This is a genomic window from Sphingobium sp. TomMM35A, assembly GCF_054771735.1.
Genome location: NZ_BSRC01000001.1, coordinates 2,067,452 through 2,085,161, shown reverse-complemented (window position 1 = coordinate 2,085,161; position 17,710 = coordinate 2,067,452). Strand labels below are relative to the sequence as shown.

Annotated in this window: 18 protein-coding genes and 1 tRNA gene; 6 read left to right on the top strand and 13 right to left on the bottom strand. The window is 63.3% G+C overall.

From position 1 onward, the window contains the following. The first annotated feature begins 235 nt into the window (after window positions 1–235). Both ACYU8T_RS10505 and ACYU8T_RS10500 read left to right on the top strand, forming a co-directional pair. A complete protein-coding gene (locus ACYU8T_RS10505) occupies window positions 236–664 on the top strand; it encodes a protein tyrosine phosphatase family protein (RefSeq protein WP_097092473.1) in 429 nt (142 codons plus the stop codon). Window positions 665–666: 2 nt separating this feature from the next. After that, on the top strand, window positions 667–1,860 hold the full coding sequence (locus ACYU8T_RS10500; protein WP_461159385.1) for a BaiN/RdsA family NAD(P)/FAD-dependent oxidoreductase: 1,194 nt from the start codon (window positions 667–669) through the stop codon (window positions 1,858–1,860). 18 nt (window positions 1,861–1,878) lie between these two features. Here ACYU8T_RS10500 and ACYU8T_RS10495 read toward each other — a convergent pair whose 3' ends face one another. From ACYU8T_RS10495 to ACYU8T_RS10485, 3 genes are all read right to left on the bottom strand, one after another. Further along, window positions 1,879–3,312 (bottom strand): porin, encoded by a 1,434-nt coding sequence (locus ACYU8T_RS10495; protein WP_097092472.1) that lies wholly within the window; start codon window positions 3,310–3,312, stop codon window positions 1,879–1,881. A 166-nt stretch (window positions 3,313–3,478) separates the two neighbouring features. Beyond that, window positions 3,479–4,498, bottom strand: coding sequence for a CDF family Co(II)/Ni(II) efflux transporter DmeF (gene dmeF, locus ACYU8T_RS10490; RefSeq protein ID WP_461159384.1), 1,020 nt, complete (start codon window positions 4,496–4,498; stop codon window positions 3,479–3,481). Then, the gene (locus tag ACYU8T_RS10485) at window positions 4,495–4,767 is read right to left on the bottom strand and encodes a metal/formaldehyde-sensitive transcriptional repressor (RefSeq protein WP_461159383.1); all 273 of its coding nucleotides are present in this window, start codon (window positions 4,765–4,767) and stop codon (window positions 4,495–4,497) included. Before ACYU8T_RS10485 ends, dmeF begins: the two co-directional genes overlap by 4 nt. 90 nt (window positions 4,768–4,857) lie before the next feature. On the opposite strand from ACYU8T_RS10485, the gene crtY reads away from it, so the two are divergent. From crtY to ACYU8T_RS10465, 4 genes are all read left to right on the top strand, one after another. Beyond that, on the top strand, window positions 4,858–6,009 hold the full coding sequence (gene crtY, locus ACYU8T_RS10480; protein ID WP_461159382.1) for a lycopene beta-cyclase CrtY: 1,152 nt from the start codon (window positions 4,858–4,860) through the stop codon (window positions 6,007–6,009). Beyond that, complete coding sequence (locus ACYU8T_RS10475) at window positions 6,009–7,490, top strand: phytoene desaturase (RefSeq protein ID WP_461159381.1); 1,482 nt, start codon at window positions 6,009–6,011, stop codon at window positions 7,488–7,490. The genes crtY and ACYU8T_RS10475 overlap by 1 nt, the downstream gene beginning before the upstream one ends. Then, window positions 7,487–8,068, top strand: coding sequence for an LOG family protein (locus ACYU8T_RS10470; protein ID WP_461159380.1), 582 nt, complete (start codon window positions 7,487–7,489; stop codon window positions 8,066–8,068). The genes ACYU8T_RS10475 and ACYU8T_RS10470 overlap by 4 nt, the downstream gene beginning before the upstream one ends. A gap of 95 nt (window positions 8,069–8,163) precedes the next feature. Beyond that, entirely contained in the window at window positions 8,164–9,063 is a 900-nt protein-coding gene (locus tag ACYU8T_RS10465) for a phytoene/squalene synthase family protein (RefSeq protein ID WP_461159794.1), read from the top strand. A gap of 109 nt (window positions 9,064–9,172) precedes the next feature. Here the strand turns inward: ACYU8T_RS10465 and ACYU8T_RS10460 are convergent, their stop codons facing one another. The 10 genes from ACYU8T_RS10460 to ACYU8T_RS10415 form a co-directional block, all read right to left on the bottom strand. Continuing rightward, complete coding sequence (locus ACYU8T_RS10460; protein ID WP_461159379.1) at window positions 9,173–10,507, bottom strand: ammonium transporter; 1,335 nt, start codon at window positions 10,505–10,507, stop codon at window positions 9,173–9,175. A 13-nt stretch (window positions 10,508–10,520) separates the two neighbouring features. Further along, window positions 10,521–10,859, bottom strand: a complete 339-nt coding sequence (locus tag ACYU8T_RS10455; protein WP_097092464.1) for a P-II family nitrogen regulator — start codon at window positions 10,857–10,859, stop codon at window positions 10,521–10,523. 156 nt (window positions 10,860–11,015) lie between these two features. Then, window positions 11,016–11,591: a DUF924 family protein gene (locus ACYU8T_RS10450; protein ID WP_461159378.1), complete on the bottom strand. Its 576-nt coding sequence runs from the start codon at window positions 11,589–11,591 to the stop codon at window positions 11,016–11,018. A gap of 55 nt (window positions 11,592–11,646) precedes the next feature. Next, window positions 11,647–13,089 (bottom strand): metalloprotease TldD, encoded by a 1,443-nt coding sequence (gene tldD, locus ACYU8T_RS10445; protein ID WP_461159377.1) that lies wholly within the window; start codon window positions 13,087–13,089, stop codon window positions 11,647–11,649. 62 nt (window positions 13,090–13,151) lie between these two features. Further along, window positions 13,152–13,379, bottom strand: a complete 228-nt coding sequence (locus ACYU8T_RS10440; protein ID WP_461159376.1) for a zinc-finger domain-containing protein — start codon at window positions 13,377–13,379, stop codon at window positions 13,152–13,154. Between the two features lie 71 nt (window positions 13,380–13,450). Then, window positions 13,451–13,526, bottom strand: a tRNA-Val gene (locus tag ACYU8T_RS10435). An 83-nt stretch (window positions 13,527–13,609) separates the two neighbouring features. Further along, on the bottom strand, window positions 13,610–14,608 hold the full coding sequence (locus tag ACYU8T_RS10430) for a winged helix DNA-binding protein (RefSeq protein WP_461159793.1): 999 nt from the start codon (window positions 14,606–14,608) through the stop codon (window positions 13,610–13,612). Between the two features lie 248 nt (window positions 14,609–14,856). After that, window positions 14,857–15,708 carry a D-amino-acid transaminase gene (locus ACYU8T_RS10425; RefSeq protein WP_461159792.1) on the bottom strand — a complete coding sequence of 284 codons (852 nt, stop codon included), beginning with the start codon at window positions 15,706–15,708 and terminating at the stop codon, window positions 14,857–14,859. A gap of 74 nt (window positions 15,709–15,782) precedes the next feature. After that, the gene (locus ACYU8T_RS10420; RefSeq protein ID WP_461159375.1) at window positions 15,783–17,186 is read right to left on the bottom strand and encodes a UdgX family uracil-DNA binding protein; all 1,404 of its coding nucleotides are present in this window, start codon (window positions 17,184–17,186) and stop codon (window positions 15,783–15,785) included. Window positions 17,187–17,193: 7 nt separating this feature from the next. After that, a complete protein-coding gene (locus ACYU8T_RS10415) occupies window positions 17,194–17,658 on the bottom strand; it encodes a hemerythrin domain-containing protein (RefSeq protein WP_097092458.1) in 465 nt (154 codons plus the stop codon). Window positions 17,659–17,710 lie beyond the last annotated feature (52 nt).

Here is a 17,710-nt window from a genome sequence, read left to right as displayed (position 1 = left end):
GAAGACTGCCCAGAGACGCGTCTGCCGTTCGCGCGCGGAGCGCAGTAAAACCAGCCCGTCTCCCGCAAATCCACCAAGACACGAATACCCTCACCTCAATCCACCTCCGCGTCTCCGCGCCTCCGCGTGAACCATAATTCATCCCCCCAGCGGCCCGTGCGCCTCCGCCTGCCAAAACCCCTTGAAACCCTCCCCCCACAAGCGCATGGCTCGCGGCAGAAGGAGTCCCCGTCCCATGTTCCGTCAGATCACCCCCAGCCTCTACGTCTCCCCCCAGATCAGCGTGGATCAGGTAGAAGAAGCCAGGGCATTGGGTGTGACCGTCATCATCAACAACCGCCCCGATGACGAGGAAGCGGGCCAGACCAACGGCGCGGAAATCGAAGCAGCGGCAAAAGCGGCTGGCCTCGCCTACGCTGCCGTTCCCGTAGCCCATGGCGGTTTCGCCCCATGGCAGCTCGATGCGATGGCGGCGGCGTTCAACGAAGCAGGCGAGGGGAAGGTGCTCGCCTATTGCCGCTCCGGCACCCGCAGCACGCTCCTTTGGGCTCTGACGCGCGCCCGCGCCGGTGATCACCCCACGGTCTTGAGCGAAAAGGCGGAAGCGGCGGGCTATGATCTCGCTCCCATTCGCCAGATCATGGATGCGCTCGCCGCAGGTTGATCTTGTCCGGCCCTGCTGATCCATTCGACGCCATCGTCCTCGGCGCTGGCGGAGCAGGCCTCATGTGCGCGGCAGCGGCCGGGCAGCGCGGCAAGCGCGTCCTCGTCCTCGACCATGCCGACCAGCCGGGAAAGAAGATCCTGATCTCGGGCGGGGGCCGCTGCAACTTCACCAATATCCACACCGCGCCGGACCGCTACCTCTCCGCCAATCCCCATTTCGCCAAGTCCGCGCTTGGCCGCTACACGCCGTCCGATTTCCTTGCGCTGGTCGAACGCCATGCCATCGCTTGGCATGAAAAGACGCTTGGCCAGCTTTTCTGTGATCATTCCGCGCGGCAGATCGTCGCCATGCTGCTCGCCGAATGCGAGGCGGGCGGCGTCACCATCCTCCTCGGCCACGCGCTCGGCCCCATCACCCACGCCGATGGCCGGTTCAGCGTCAATCATGGAGACAGGACCGTAGAGGCCCCCGCGCTGGTCATCGCCACCGGCGGCCCCTCCATCCCCAAATTGGGCGCAACCGGTTTCGCCTATGACCTTGCCCGCCAGTTCGGCCTCAAGGTGGTGGAGCCGCGCCCCGCACTCGTCCCGCTCACCCTTGGCGGCGAGGACATGCTGTTCCGCGAACTATCCGGCGTCTCGACCCCGGTGATCGCCCGTCACGGCAAGACCGCCTTTCGCGAAGCCGCGCTCCTCACCCATCGCGGCCTGTCCGGCCCGGCGATCCTGCAAATATCCTCCTATTGGCGTCATGGCGGCGAAGTCGCATTGGACTTCCTGCCCGACATGCCTGCCAACTGGCTGACGCAAGCCAAACGCGGCAAGCCCCGCGCCTCGCTGGTCAGCCTGCTACGCGCCTCTCTGCCCGCGCGCCTCGCTGACGCCCTTGCCGAACGCCTCGCGCTTCCCGGCGATCTTGGCAATATCGCCGACCGTAAGCTGGAAGAGGCGCAGCGCCGCCTCGCGTCCTGGTCCTTCACGCCCAATGGCACCGAAGGCTTCGCCAAGGCGGAGGTCACGGTTGGCGGCATCTCCACCGCCGAACTCTCCTCCCGCACGATGGAGGCACGCCGCGTCCCCGGCCTCTACGCGATCGGCGAAGCGGTCGATGTCACCGGCTGGCTGGGCGGCTATAATTTCCAATGGGCCTGGGCCAGCGGCTGGGCGGCGGGGCAGGCGATCGGCGAAGGCTGACCGCCCGCAACTTCCAGCTCAATAATTCCACTGCACCTGCGTGCGGATCAAATCGCCGGTTGCACGGCCCGTGCGCCGCTCGTCCGCTTCGGCCCGCTTCATCCGCGCATAGGCCAGCGTGATCTCCAGCGCCTTCCACGGCTGCCATTCCAGCCCCAGTTCGAACTCATCCGTTTCCAGACGCGGCGCATTGGTCGATGCCTTCCAACCCCCGCGATAATGTTGCCACCGACCATAGGGCATCAGCACGCCGATTGAATCGGTAGGCAGGCGATACATCATCTGGACATAGCCGCCGTTCAGCTTCTTCGTCTCGATCGACCGGCTCACCCGATCGAACTCAGGCCCCTTGCCCCAATTCCATTCCGCCTGAATGCCGAAGGGCTGCGGATAGAGCATCGCATGGATGCCGACCCGATCATCGTCATAAGCCTGCGAGCTGATCACAGTCGTCGATCCGCTGCGCACCTCCGGCTGCACATCGTTCATCATCGCCGATCCGCCGATTTCGAATACCTGATCCTCGAACATGCCGCCCAGACCGTCCAGCTCGAACGGCCATGTTGCGAAAGCGACCTTCATCAGGCCTCGATTCTGCTCGGTCCTGTTGATCCCCTGACCGTTGAACACACCGAAGCCAAATGCGCCATAATTGCCGAACAGCTTCTGTCCGTCATGCCCCAGCCGGTCCCAGATCTTCTGGACCGACGCCGGCGTATAGTAGCCGACGATGCCCAGGTCGCGTTCGCCCGGCACGGCGCTGTTGATCGCATCGCTGCGATCCAGCGTCAGGCGATTGGACGAAGACTGCATATTCTCCCAGCCATAGGGCACCTTCGACTGGCCCAGGCGCAGGCGGAATGTCTTGGCCTTGTCCAGGAAGATGTCGGCATAGGCGTCGCGCAGTTGCACAAAGCCTTCCCGCCGTTCACTACCCGCCTGGTTGTTGACCGCGGCAGCGAAATCGGACTGAAGGTAGAGCGAGACCCGATCGGAAACATCGCCCTGGACGACCAGGCGCGCCCGGCGCAGCGAGAAGCTGCTCTTGTCGGAAATGGAGCTGTCATGCACCGACCGCAGGCGCGATTGGCCTGCCGGAGCCGTGTCATCCCCCGACAGGAAGGCGTTGTAACGCATCTGCGTGTAACCGCGCAGCGACAGCCGCTCATACCAGGGCTTCGACTTCTTCTCGGGAGCCGCAGTCTGCGTCACCACCGGCTGTCCGGGCGCAGCGGCGACAGCCACCGGTGCCGGCGCTGGAGCGCTCGCTGATGGGGCAGGGGACGCGGCATTGCTCGCACTCGCGCTCCCGCGCCCGCCATTGTTTGCCAGTGCGCTGGTCAGCGCCTGTATCTGCGCCTTCAGCTCGTTGATCTGGCGCTGCAACTCCTCATTGCTCTGCGCCTGCGCCACCTCCGGCATCAACGCCAGCATGCTCACTGCCAGAGCCATGCGCTTCCTGTTTGAACCTGTCACCACGAATCCCCTGTCTCAATCGAGGTGCGGCCTATGAAATTTCGATGACAAACAAGTGACAGCTATATTTCGATTGGGTGACACAATGTATCACCCGCCCCAATCAACGTCATCCCAGCGAACGCCCGGATCTCAGATCCCGTCAACCGCACTCCACCGTGACGTGCTCCATCCGGGGCAGGCTGCGCACCCGCGCACGAACCGCCGCCGCATCACCGCCGGGCGCCAGGCTGATGATCGCCGCATGGGCATGCGGCCCGACCCGCCAGACATGCAGGTCATGAATGGTGCCGCCCTCCGCCTCCACCAGCGTCTTGATCCGCTTCATCAGCGCGGGCTCCGCGCTGTCCAGCAGGATGGCGGCAGTGTCCTTCATCAGTCCCCAGGCCCAGCGGGCGATCACCACCGCGCCCAGGATGCCGACCGCCGGATCGAGCCACAACCAGCCCATATAACGCCCGGCAAGCAGTGCCGCGATCGCCAGCACCGACGTCAATGCGTCGGTCAGCACATGCACATAGGCCGCGCGGAGGTTATTATCTTCATGGCCATGCTTATGGACATGTCCGTCCTGATGATCATGGCGGTGCCCATCATGGCCGTGACCATGATCATGGCTATGGTCATGACCCAGCAGCAGCGCGCTGATCAGGTTGATGGCCAGGCCGACCACCGCGACTAGCGTTGCTTCCCCGAACTTTACCGGCACCGGCTCGAAGAAGCGCAGCACGGATTCAACCAGGATGAACAGCGCGGTCACGCCCAGCAGAAGGGCGGACGCAAAGCCCGACAGGTCGCCGACCTTGCCCGTGCCGAAGGTGAAGCGGGGATTGCGGGCATGGCGCTTGGCATAGCTGTAGGCCGCCGCCGCCACCGCCAGCGCGCCGGCATGGGTCGCCATGTGGAACCCATCGGCCAGCAGGGCCATCGACCCGGTGATCCAGCCGAAAGCGATCTCGACCACCATGGTCGCGGCGGTCAGCCATACGACCCACAACGTCCGCCGCGCGTTCTTGTCATGCCCGGCGCTGAGGTAGATATGGTCGAAATAATGGCTTTCCTCCTCGTCCCCATTGACGGGAGAGGGGGGGAGGGCGCTCGATGGCCCATGGTCTCCGTGGTGATGGTTCCCGTGATGGTGGCCATGGTCGTGCATCGTCATTTCCCATACCGCCGGATCAGTGCCAGCATCTCCTCCGACGCAGCCTGCCGCTCCGCGTCGGTCAGGCCGGGGCGGGCGACATGATCGCGCATATGCTGCTCGATCAACTCCTCCATCAGGCTCCCCACCGCGCCGCGCACCGACGCGACTAGCTGCAATGTCTCGGAACAGTCCGCCTCGCCGCCCAACTGCCGCTCGATCGCGCCCACCTGTCCTGCAATGCGCCGCACCCGCGCCAGCAGCTTGTCCCTGTTCTCGATAATATGCATAGGATACCCCCCTATACTATCTCTTCTTTTTCGTCAAACGCCGCCAATTCACCATTTGCTTCATGAATTCGCCCTTCCTAACAGAACAGCATGGCCAAAAGCTTCGACTGCGACCTCGCGATTCTGGGCGGCGGCCTTTCCGGTACTCTCACCGCTCTAGCCTTCACCCGCCTGCGCCCCGACGTGAATGTCCTCCTAATCGAAAGCGGCCAAACGCTCGGCGGAAACCATCTCTGGTCCTTCTTCGACAGCGATGTTCGGCCCGCCGATCGATGGCTGATCGATTCCTTCGTTACCCACCGCTGGCCCCAGGGACACCAGGTCCGCTTCCCCGCCTATCAGCGCCAGCTGGACACCGCCTATAACAGCATCTCCTCCACTCAACTGGACGCCCATGCTCGCCCGTTGCTCGGGGAGCGCGCCCTCCTCAACGCCGATGCGGCCAGCGTCACATCCACCTGCGTCACCTTGAGCGACGGCAGCCAGATCAAAGCCGACGCCGTCCTCGATACGCGCGGCGGCGGCGATCTGTCGGCGCTTGATTGCGGCTGGCAGAAGTTCGTCGGCCAGGTCCTCCGCCTGGCTCAACCCCACGGCCTGGAACGCCCCGTCATCATGGACGCGACCGTTCCCCAGATCGACGGCTATCGCTTCGTCTATCTGCTTCCCTTCGACCAACAGACGATATTCGTCGAAGATACCTATTACAGCAACGACGCCTCACTCGACGTCCCAGCGCTCGCCAGCCGGATTGCCAGCTATGCCCAGGATCAGAACTGGCAGGTCGAAGAAATCGTCCATCAGGAAAGTGGCATCCTGCCAGTGGTGCATGGCGGCGACTTCGATCGCTTCTGGCCAGCGCAGGATGCCGTCGCTCGCGCCGGCGTCCGCGCCGCGATGTTCCACCCGATGACCGGCTATTCACTTCCCGACGCGATCTCCACCGCGCTCTGGCTCAGCGGTCAGCCGCTTGAAACGCTTGGCCCCGCGACCCGCAAACGCGCCAAGGCGCACTGGCAGGCAGGGGGCTATTACCGTCTGCTGGGCAAGATGCTTTTCCGCGCCGCCCAGCCGCATCAGCGCTGGCGCATCTTCGAGCGCTTCTACCGGCTCAACCCGCATCTGATCGGCCGCTTCTATGCCGGGCAGTCCAGTTGGGCCGATCGCATCCGCATCTTGTGTGGACGCCCGCCCGTGCCCATAAGGAGCGCCATGCGCGCCTTGTTGACCCCCTCCGCCTGATGAACCGCAAAGCGATAGTCATAGGAGCGGGCTTTGGCGGCCTGGCTCTGGCGATCCGCCTTCAGTCCGCGGGTGTCGACACGACGCTCGTCGAAGCGCGGGACCGCCCGGGCGGCCGTGCCTATATGTGGGAGCGGGACGGCTTCGTCTTCGATGCCGGTCCCACCGTCGTCACCGATCCCGATTGCCTTGCGGAACTCTGGCGTCTGTCCGGTCATGACATGGCGGAGGATGTCACCCTAGTGCCCGTCACGCCCTTCTACCGGCTGAACTGGCGCGACGGCACCAACTTCGACTATTCGAACGACGAAAATGCCCTCCGCGCCCAGATCGCCAAGCTGAACCCGCAGGACGTCGCAGGCTATCAGCGCTTCCTCGACTATTCCGACGGCGTCTATGAGGAGGGCTATCGCAAGCTAGGCTCCGTCGCGTTCCTCGATTTCGCGTCGATGATCCGCGCCGCTCCGGCGCTGGCCAAGCATCAGGCATGGCGGTCGGTCTATTCGATCGTCTCATCCTATGTGAAGGACGAGCGGCTGCGCCAGGCCTTGTCCTTCCACACGCTGCTGGTCGGCGGCAACCCGATGCAGACCAGCGCGATCTATGCGCTCATCCACAAGCTGGAAAAGGATGGCGGCGTCTGGTTCGCCAAGGGCGGCACCAACCGCCTCGTGCAAGGCATGGCGACGCATTTCGAACGGCTCGGCGGCACGCTGCGGCTGGCTGACCCGGTCGTGCGGATCGAGACCCATGGTGACCGCGCCGTCGCCGTGTCTACTGCTTCAGGCTGGCGCGGAGAGGCCGATGCGGTCGCTACCAACGGCGACCTCATGCACAGCTATCGCGATCTTCTCGGCCACCATCCCCGCGGCCAGAGGCAGGCGGAAAAGCTTGGCCGAAAGCGCTGGTCGCCCAGCCTCTTCGTCCTGCATTTCGGGATCAAGGGCAGCTGGCCCGGCATCCCGCACCACATGATCCTGTTCGGTCCGCGCTATGATGGGCTTCTGACCGACATCTATGATCATGGCGTGCTGCCGAGGGATTTCTCGCTCTACCTCCATCATCCGACCGTCACCGATCCGTCGATGGCGCCCGATGGTCACTCGACCTTCTACGCCCTTGCGCCGGTGCCCCACATGGGCAAGCTGCCGATCGACTGGAAGCAATTCGGCCCCGTCTATGCCGAGCGTATCCTGGACGAGATCGAGCATCGCCTCATCCCCGACATCCGCTCTCGCATCGTCACGCAATTCCATTACGCGCCGCCCGATTTCCAGAGCGACTTGTCCGCCCATCTCGGCAGCGCTTTCAGCCTTGAGCCGCTGTTGACCCAGAGCGCCTGGTTCCGCGCTCATAACCGGGATGACGTGATCCCCAACCTCTACCTCACCGGCGCGGGCACCCATCCGGGCGCAGGCATCCCCGGCGTTGTGGGGAGCGCAAAGGCGACCGCCGCGCTGATGCTGCAAGACCTGCTGTGAAGCGCCTCGCCGTTTATTGCGGCTCGGCTTTGCCTGCGGACCCGGTTTATGTGGAGGCGGCCCGCCAGGTCGGCCGTACCCTTGCCGGGCGAGGCATCGGCGTCGTTTATGGTGGCGGAAGGCTCGGCCTGATGGGTGCGGTGGCCGACGCTGCCCTCGAAGCAGGCGGGGAGGTGATCGGCGTCATCCCGGAAGCCCTCGTCAGGGCCGAAGTCGCGCATCAGGGCTGCACCGAGCTCCATGTCGTCCAGACAATGCATCAGCGCAAGGCACTCTTCACCGACCTGTCGGATGGCTTCGTCACGCTGCCTGGCGGCGTCGGCACGATGGATGAGCTATGGGAGGCGATCAGCTGGGCGCAGCTTGGCTACCATGCCAAGCCTGTCGGTCTGCTCAACGTTGCGGGCTTCTATGACCAGCTTATCGCCTTCAACCAGCATATGATCGCCACCGGATTCATCCGGCCTCAACATGCCTGCATCCTCTCCCATGCCGACACGATCGATGGACTGCTCGAAAAAATGACAGCCTATGAGGCGCATGAGCCGATCTTCGCCATGAAAGCCGACCGGTTGTAATTTTCGTCGCCCTTGCGGCAATCACCGTCGCGAGGCATGTCGGCGGCGTGACCCATCTCGATCGTCCCGCCCTCGTCGCCCATGCGCGCGACAGTATCGCCCGTGGCTCCAAATCCTTTGCCATGGCGTCCAGGCTGTTCGACCGGCAAATCCGCGAGCGGGCCTGGCTCCTCTACGCCTGGTGCCGCAAATGCGACGACATCGCCGATGGGCAGGATCATGGGGGTGTGATGACGGGCGTGGCCGATGGGCAGGTCCGTTTGGCCGCCATGCGAGCGCAGACCGATGCAGCTTTACGCGGCGAAGCTACCGGAGACCCTGCCTTCGACGGCTTTGGCCTCGTCATGCGCGAATGCGCCATTCCTGCGCGCTACGCCCATGACCTGCTAGAAGGCTTTGCCCTGGATGCGCAGGATTGGCGGCCCGTCACCCAAGCCGACATGCTGCGCTACTGCTATCATGTCGCTGGCGCGGTGGGTTGCATGATGGCTGTGCTCATGGGCGTCAGCCCTGAGGATGAAGCCACGCTGGACCGGGCCTGCGACCTTGGTCTGGCATTCCAGCTGGCCAATATCGCCCGCGACATCGGTGAGGATCAGCAGGCCGGCCGCTGCTACCTGCCCCAGCAATGGCTGGCGGAAATGGCGATCCCGCCGGGAAGCCAGATGGAGCTAGCATACCGCCCGCAACTCACCCTTTTGGCGGGCCGCCTCACGAACCTTGCCGCTGACTATGAAGCAAGCGCGCGCCATGGCACCGGATCCTTGCCGCCGCGCGCCGCCTGGGCAGTTCTGGCTGCGGCAGGCATTTATGGCGACATAGCGCGGGAAGTCGCAAGGCGTGGAGAACGCGCTTGGGACGCCCGGGTGATGACGCCCAAGAGCGAGAAGCTGGGATGGGTGTGCCGGGGGGGATTTCAGATGTTCGGCCGTTCGTCCCGCTGGCCCGCATCCGCGCCTCGCCCACCGCATCTCTGGACCCGGCCTAGAGGCTGATCCACAAAAAAAAAGGCCGGCACTTTCGTACCGGACCCAAGGTGTGTTCGCAGGAGGAACATCGTGTGGCGGGCGGGCCATCCTTTGCGGCCCGCTCTTCCGAATAGGATCAGGGGTTGTAGGCGCGCTCGCCATGCTCCCCGAGGTCGAGGCCTTCCAGTTCGACGTCGCGGCTGACCCGCAGGCCGGTGACGGCTTTGGCGACGAAGATGGCGATCGCGGTGCCGATCGATGCCCAGACGATGGTCGTGACGGTGGCCAACAGCTGCGTGACGAGCTGGCTGCTCATCGAGAAGTCAGCGCCGCCCGGACCGCCCAGCGACGGTGAGTAGACGATGCCGGTGCCGATCGCGCCGATCATGCCGCCGATGCCGTGGATGCCGAAGGCGTCCAGCGAGTCGTCATAGCCAAGCTTGGGCTTGATGACCGTAACCATGTAGAAGCAGATGATCGACGCGACCGCACCCAGCACGATGGCACCGAACGGGCCAGAATTCCCCGCGGCAGGCGTCACGGCAACCAGACCGGCGATGATGCCCGAGCAGAAGCCGAGGGCCGAACCCTTGTGACCGTTGATGCGCTCGGCGATCATCCAGAACAGGCCGCCAGCAGCCGTTGCAACGAAGGTGTTGATCATCGCCAGGGCCGCAGAGCCATTGGCTTCCAGAGCCGAGCCTGCATTGAAGCCGAACCAGCCAACCCACAGCAGGCCGGTGCCGACGCCGGTCAGCGTCAGGGAGTGAGGCGGCGTCGGTTCCTTGGGAAAGCCCATGCGCTTGCCGAGGATGAGGCAGGCGACCAGCGCCGAAACACCGGCGTTGATGTGCACGACAGTGCCGCCAGCGAAGTCCAGTGCCCCCATTTCGAAGAACAGGCCGCCCGTAGCCCAAACCATATGGGCGATCGGGAAATAGACGATCGTCAGCCAGACCGCTGCGAACACCATGACCGCCGAAAATTTGATGCGCTCGACAACTGAACCCAGCACCAGCGCGACGGTGATCGCGGCGAAGGTCATCTGGAAGCTGACGAACACATATTCGGGGATGACGACGCCATCGGTGAAGGTGGCAGCCGTCGAATCCGGCGTGATGCCCTTCAGGAAGGCTTTGGACAGGTCGGAAATGAAGCCGTTGCTGGGACCAGCGAAGGCGAGGCTATAGCCGTACATCACCCAGATCAGCATCGCGAGGCACGCGACCGCGCCGATCTGCGTCATGACCGACAGCATATTCTTGGTACGAACCAGGCCGCCATAGAAGAGGGCCAGGCCGGGGAGGATCATGGCCAGCACCAGCACGGTGGAGGTCATCATCCAGGCAGTATCGCCCTTGTCTGGCGTCGGCGCAGCGGCCGCCGCCGTTTGTGCCCAGGCGGGCAGCGCGGCGAAGAGGGAAAGGCCAGCCGCTCCCATCACGCCGGAGAATTTCTTGGCAAAGGTCATTATTCCCCCCTTCTTACAGCGCGGTTTCGCCGGTCTCGCCAGTGCGAATGCGCACGGCCTGACCAACATCGAGGACAAAGATCTTGCCGTCGCCGATCGCGCCGGAATTCGCGGCTGTCTGAACCGCCTCGACTACGCGCGGTGCAAGATCGTCGTCGCAAACGACCTCGATCTTGATCTTCGGAACCATGTTCGTGGAATATTCGGCGCCCCGATAGATTTCGGTTTGCCCCTTCTGGCGGCCGAAGCCCTTCACCTCGGACACCGTCATACCGGCGATGCCCAGCGAGGAGAGTGCCTCGCGGACATCGTCAAGCTTGAACGGCTTGATGATAGCCATGACAAGTTTCATGTCGCCCCCTGTTAATGGTGTGCGACGACATGTCAGCAAGAGCCGTGCCAAATTAAAAAAGCAGCCGTGATCTGGGCTTTTTCGACAAGCGCGATCGTTCAGTCGCTAAAAAAATGGGCAGGTGAGGGGCGCTGCCTAAAAATTGAGCATCCCCTGTTACCAGTCGGCAGCGGCGCGGATCGCATCTTCTTCTTCGGGCAAGGTGGCCCGGCCAAGCACGGCATTGCGATGAGGAAATCGGCCAAAACGAGCGATGACTGCATGATGTTGACGCGCAAACTCCATCGACCGTTCGTCGCCCGCCGCCTCGAACAGGCTAAGCGATAGCGCCTGATCCTCAAGCTCTTCGCTGTGCTGGAACGGCATGTAGAAAAATCTGCGTCCGGCCCCGCCAATCTGGATGTCATAGCCATGGGCAATCGCGCCGCGCGCAACAGCCCGGGCAAGCTCATCGGTCTGGTATTCCTTGGCCGTGCCCCTGAACATATTTCGCGGCAACTGATCGAACAGGAGCACGGCTGCCAGCGCATCGTCGGCTCGCTCCAGGAACGTTTCAGAGGCTAAGGTCCGCTTCTCCTCCCACAAGGAGCGAAAGCGGCTGGTGCATTGCCGGTCCAGCTCCGGATCATGCTTCCACCATCCCTCCTCCCCAACCTGATTGAACCAGAAGTCGAGCAGAGCAGCCGCCCAGTCGGCGGTCACCGCGTCATGGCTGTCGGTGAGCATGTTCATACAGGAAGAAAAGATCATGCAGGCTGCCGGTTCCGCAGCCCGTGGCGCGTTGAGATCAGGTCGCCGTGCCGCCGACCGTCAAGCCTTCCATCAGCAGGGTAGGTTGTCCGACGCCGGCAGGGACGCTCTGTCCCCCTTTGCCGCACATGCCGATACCTTCGTCCAGCGCCCAATCATTGCCGACACCGACCACCTTGGTCAGCGCCGAAGGTCCATCGCCGATCAACGTCGCGCCCTTGATCGGATCACCCAGCTTCCCGTTCTCGACCTTATAGGCTTCAGTGCAGGAAAAGACGAACTTGCCCGACACGATGTCCACCTGTCCGCCGCCAAAGCTCTTGGCGAAGATGCCCGACTTCACACGAGACAGCAGTTCCGCGGGATCGTCCTCGCCACCCTTGATGAACGTGTTCGTCATGCGCGGCATAGGGGCATGGGCGTAGCTTTCTCGCCGGCCGTTGCCCGTGGGTTCAACGTCCATCAGACGGGCATTGAGCCGATCCTGCATATAGCCTTTGAGGATGCCGTCTTCGATCAGGATGTTCTCGCGCGTCGGCGTGCCCTCGTCATCGATCGACAGCGACCCCCGGCGATTGAGGATCGATCCATCATCCACCACCGTGACGCTCGGCGCCGCGACGCGTTCGCCAACCCTGCCGGAAAAGGCGCTGGTGCCCTTGCGGTTGAAATCGCCTTCAAGGCCGTGGCCGATCGCCTCATGCACCAGCACGCCCGGCCAGCCAGGCCCCAGCAGCACCGTCATCTCGCCTGCAGGCGCAGCCACCGACCGCATATTGACCCGCGCCTGCGCGAGCGCTTCGTCAATCGCCCGGTTCCAGATGGCCGGGTCCATGACCTGATCATAGAGATAGCGCCCGCCTATGCCGAAACTACCCGTTTCACGACGGCCATTTTCTTCGAGGATCAGCGAGACGTTGAGGCGCACGAGCGGGCGGATATCGGATGCGGTGAATCCGTCGGCCCGCACGATCTCGACCACCGACCAGCTACCGGCAAGGCTGACCGAAACCTGCGCAACGCGCGGATCACGCGCGCGCGCCGCCGCGTCAATCGCCGCGCACAGCGTAACCTTTTCCGCGAAAGGCACGATCTCGAGAGGATTGGCGTCCGTATAGAGATGCCGGTTCGTCCGCTGCGGCGGCGGGGCAGGCTGACCCTTGGCCGGATCCAGCAAGGTCAGCGTCTCGGCAGCCCGGCGGATCGCCGCCTCGCTGATGTCGTTGGCATGGGCAAAGCCGGTCATCTCGCCCGACACGCCCCGCAGGCCAAAGCCAGCATCGGTTGAATAGTCGGCCGTCTTCAGCCGACCATCGTCGAACCCGAAGCTCTCGCTCGCCCGATATTGGAGATAAAGCTCGCCATCATCGCAATTGGCGAGTGCCTGCGCGGTCAGCTGCCGCGCGCCATCGGGATCAAGCAGGCCCGGCCGGTAAAGAAGGCCGCGCGCATCGGTGAACTGGGAAGCGATGTCCGTCATGCCGCCCGATATAGGGGCGCAGCTTCCCAAGCCCAATCAAATTCGCGATGGCGAAACCCGTTTCACATGCTGGCGCCGGATGGGATGTCAGGCAGGCCCGCGACTTCGGGCGTGTCAGCCGGACCGCCGATCAGGACGAAGCGCCGGTCGCAATAGCCGCAATCGACATAGCCATGCTCGTCAATCTCCAGGAACACGCGGGGGTGGCCCAGAGCAGCGGGGATGTCGCCCGAACCATCGCACGCGACGCGGGGCTTGGTGACTCGAAGAATTTCAGGCGGCTGTATCATGACGCGTTCGATTAGCAGCGGCTCCATCGCACCGCAATATCCGGCACGGCTTTCTGGCAGCGATGGGAATATGGTGGGCGATGACGGGCTCGAACCGCCGACATTCTCGGTGTAAACGAGACGCTCTACCAACTGAGCTAATCGCCCGATGCCGCATCATGGCGATGCAGCCGGAGCGCGCTATCTAGGCCAATCCGCGCGCCGGTCAAGCCTTGATGATAGCGGCCCGTTTACCCGCACAGGAAACGGCGGCTCGCGGTGAACCATCTTGTCAGCGCTTCGGCGGTATCGTCAGTCAGCGCGATGAACACGCGGCGCCCGTCATGCGGGTCTGCCTGCCGGTGGACGATGCCCTTGTCGGTCAGCGTGCGGATCCAGCGCAACGCGGTCGTCGGCGGCACGGCCGAAGCGATGCAGAGGCTCGACACCGACACGCGCTCCTGCTCCAGACGCGCTGCCAACAGGTCGAGCAGCATGTCCCATGCAGGATCGGCGAAAAGGTCAGCAGGCAGGAAATCCTCCCGCAGCCGCCGCGCGCGCAGCATGTCCCGCACCTGCGCCGCGCCGGGCGTTGCTTCCTTGGCGGGCGCTTGCTGCTCGCCCATCGGTTCGACAGCGGGCATGCCGATATAGTCGCTCGCACGATCCGATATGCGGGGGCCCAAGGCAAAGGAAGGCATGGCATGGCGCGGGCGCGCCGTCAGCGCCTCCAACGTCCGGGCGAGGCGGCTGACTTCTTCGCTCAGTTGCTGCAGGCGAACGCCCTCGCTTTCCTGGTTCACCTCATGAAGTGTCCGCTGCGGCGTAGTGCCGCCCGCCGTCAGCAGCGCGGCGGCAAGATCGGCATGATCGGGTGTACAGAGCAGCTGCGTCCGCTCACTTCGCATGCAGGCGAAGGCTAAGTCCACGGTGTCGAGACCTGCGACCAGAATGACGGCCATGTCATTCTGCACCGCCAGCGTCTCCACTTGCACCAGCAGCCGCTCGAGCATGACAGATGGATGGGTGCAGAAGAGCAGAATGACATCGCAGCCCACCTGCATGTCGAGCCGCAGCATCGCCTGATCGAGCGCGACGATATCCAGCAGCCTGAACTGTGCGGCCTGCGCGATCCCGGCGACATCGTCGAGGAAGATATCGTCCGCAAGAATGAGCAGGCCCGCCCGCATATCCCTCACGCGATATATATCTTCGCCAGCGGCAACAAAGTCAGTCCGGGATCGATCCATTTCCACCTGATAAACTCCTGTCCCTGCTTTGTTCCTAACCTACCGCAATATCTCGGTTGCGCCGCTTCTCTCTCCTCCAAATCGGAGCATGCAAGCTTGTTCCTGATGTTGATCGTGCGTTTTGCCGTTGCTTTTCACAGAGTTGAGTACGGCTACCGCCAAAATGGTCCGGCTTTTCCCCGAAATGGCGGGATGACAGACCTAAGGAAACTGCATCCGGAACGGATGATCTTTCCGCTTTTTTGATTTCAGACTGCCGTCCGCCGGGCAAAGTCGATGTAGAGTTCGCGCAAGCGGGTCGCGATCGGCCCAGGGCTGCCATTGCCGATAATGCGCCCGTCTATACGCACGACGGATTGGCAGAGCGTAGACGCGCTGGTGATGAAAGCTTCGCGTGCTCCCACCGCTTCGGCAACTGTAAAGGGGCGATGAACGACGGTCAGTCCACTTTCCTCCGCCAGCGCGGTGATGGCAGAGCCGGTGCACCCCGCCAGCACGGCTTGCGAATATGCGCGCGTGATGATGCCTTCATCCGTCACCAGGAAGGCCGTGGACGACGCGCCTTCGGTGACGAAGCCATCTTCCACCATCCAGGCTTCTTGCGCGCCCGCTTCGGCCGCAATCTGTTTCGCCATGGCTTGGGCCAGAAGGCCCACGCTCTTGATGTCGCGCCTTGCCCAGCGGAGGTCGGGCGTCGTGACCACTGCGATCCCGCTCTGTACAGCCGGAGAGTCGAGGAAGCGCTTCGCCTGCGTGAACATCACCAGAGTGGGCTCCAGACCGGGCGAGGGCAGGAAGTCCCGGCCGGAGTCCGCACCCCGCGTCAATTGCAGATAGATCAGCCCTTCCTGAAGTCCGTTGCGGGCAGCCAGTTCTTTCTGCGCGGCTTCGATCTGTCCGGTTGAAAGGGGCAGCGAAAGACCGATGGCCGCTGCCGAGCGCTCAAGCCTTGCCAGATGCGACGCGCTGTCGATCAGCCGTCCGTCGATGACGGCCGTCACTTCATAGACTGCCTCGGCAAAAAGAAATCCGCGATCGAGTACCGAAACCCGCGTTTCGGCAAGGGGCAGAAACTGACCATTATGATAGGCGATCGACATGAAGCGGCAAAATCCCTCGGCCAACATCGGCGGGTCGCGATGTTGCCGTGGCAGGGCCGTTGGTCAAGCAATGATCATCGGGCAAGGGCCTTCACTCTCTCGCCGATGTCGCGCAAATCCTCGACAAAGCGCGCCCTCTCTTGCGCTTTGCGCGCTTCATCCGGCACCCGCAGCAGGAAACTGGGATGCACTGTTACCCAGGCTTCAACGCCACTCTCTAGCGGGATGGGGGCGCCCCGGGTTCGGCTGATCGTCACCGCCTTTCCCAAGATGGCCCGTGCCGCTGTCGCGCCCATCGCAAGCAGCACGCGCGGACGGATCAGGTCCAACTCCTGATCCAGCCACCAGCGGCAGGCGTTGATCTCCGGCGTATCCGGCGTCTGGTGGATGCGCCGTTTGCCGCGCCTCTCATGTTTGAAATGCTTGACGGCATTGGTGACGTAGATGCTTGCCCGGTCGATCCTTGCCTCTTCCAGCGCATGGTCAAGCAACTGTCCCGCCGGGCCGACGAAGGGCCGTCCCGCAAGATCTTCCTGATCGCCCGGCTGCTCCCCAACGATGACGAGCGCAGCGTCTAGCGGCCCTTCGCCGAACACAGTTTGGGTGGCATCGCGATATAGATGACAGCGCGTGCAGCCTGCCGCTTCCTCGCGCAGGGCCGCCCAGGCGGCTGTCACGTTGCTGGGGCGGGCGGGTGCTTTGGGCGGGGTGGCGATCATGGCCGCCTCCCTTGCCTGCGCTCCGGCGACCAGGCCGGGGATGAGTGCCGCCTCGGGCAGATTGCGCCAATATTTCTTAGGCATCTCCGACAGCATGGCGCGCTGTTTGAGCCTGACTGGATTGAATATTGAGGCATAATAGCTTTTCCACATGTCCTCGACCGGGTCCCCGTCAGGAGCATCTGCCTTCGATGCGCCTGGCCCTTCGCTCAGTCTTTCGCCGTCCCAGAAAATGCTGATTTCGGGCGTCAGGATGGACCAGCGCATCGATGCAAAGCGGCGCACGAAAAAGCCCGCGTTCGCGCGGACGATATGATGGTCGGGTTCAAACCAGGCGACAAAGCGCGCGCCGTCGTCATCCTGCACCTCCCGGAAGCGGACGAAGGCGCGCATCTTGTGAATGTCGCGGCGAACCGCTTTCGCCAGCACCTCCACCCTGCGGACCAGAGGATCGGCCTGGTCATCCATGCGCGTGCGCTGCTCGCGGACATCCAGCAGCAGTGCATAGAGGAGGGCAAAGCGCTCCGGATCGCCATGCAATATGGCGCTTTCCGCCAACTCCAGAAAAGCGCGCGGAACGGAAAATGCGCCACCGCCTTGATTGGCGGGCGGCGGCTTGTCGAACGCCAGCAGCGATCCCGCATCTCCTTCGACCCGCCAATCTATGTCCTGAGGCGGCACGCCAGCCAGAGCGAAACTACGGGCAGCATCGCGCCACCCGTCGAAATCGTCCGGCCCGCTCAGCAGCGCCTGAAACATGGCGAAATCAGTCGGACGATTCCGCCCGCTCCAACTCGGCGGGCTTGCGCCGCGCAAAGGTGGCGGCAAGCTTCACTTCTTCCTCGTCCGTCAGTTCAGCCGCCGCGTCGGGGAACATCTCCTCTTCTTCTTCCTCGATATGGTGCAGATAGCGCTTCTTGAGCTTGGCAAAGGTTTCACGCCATTCCGGACTATTGAAGGTCTGCTCCTCCAATTCTTCCAGATAATCGTCGATTTCCTTATGTTCCGCGACGCTGTGCTGCGCATCTTCGCGCAGGTCGGGACGGGCGAGCATCGTTGCGTAAAGCGTCTCTTCTTCGGCAGCCGCATGCGCGGTCACCTCGACGCGAAACTGCTCGAACAGTTTTTCCAGCCGGTCATGATCATCCTGAGCATCAGCCATCTTCTCGAACAGCTGACGATGGGCATCATGATCCTGCTTCAATTTGTCAAAAATCGTGGCCTTGGCCATGGGCGTGCTCCTCTTGGTCTAGAGGGCACAACGACAGGCAGGACGCTTTGGG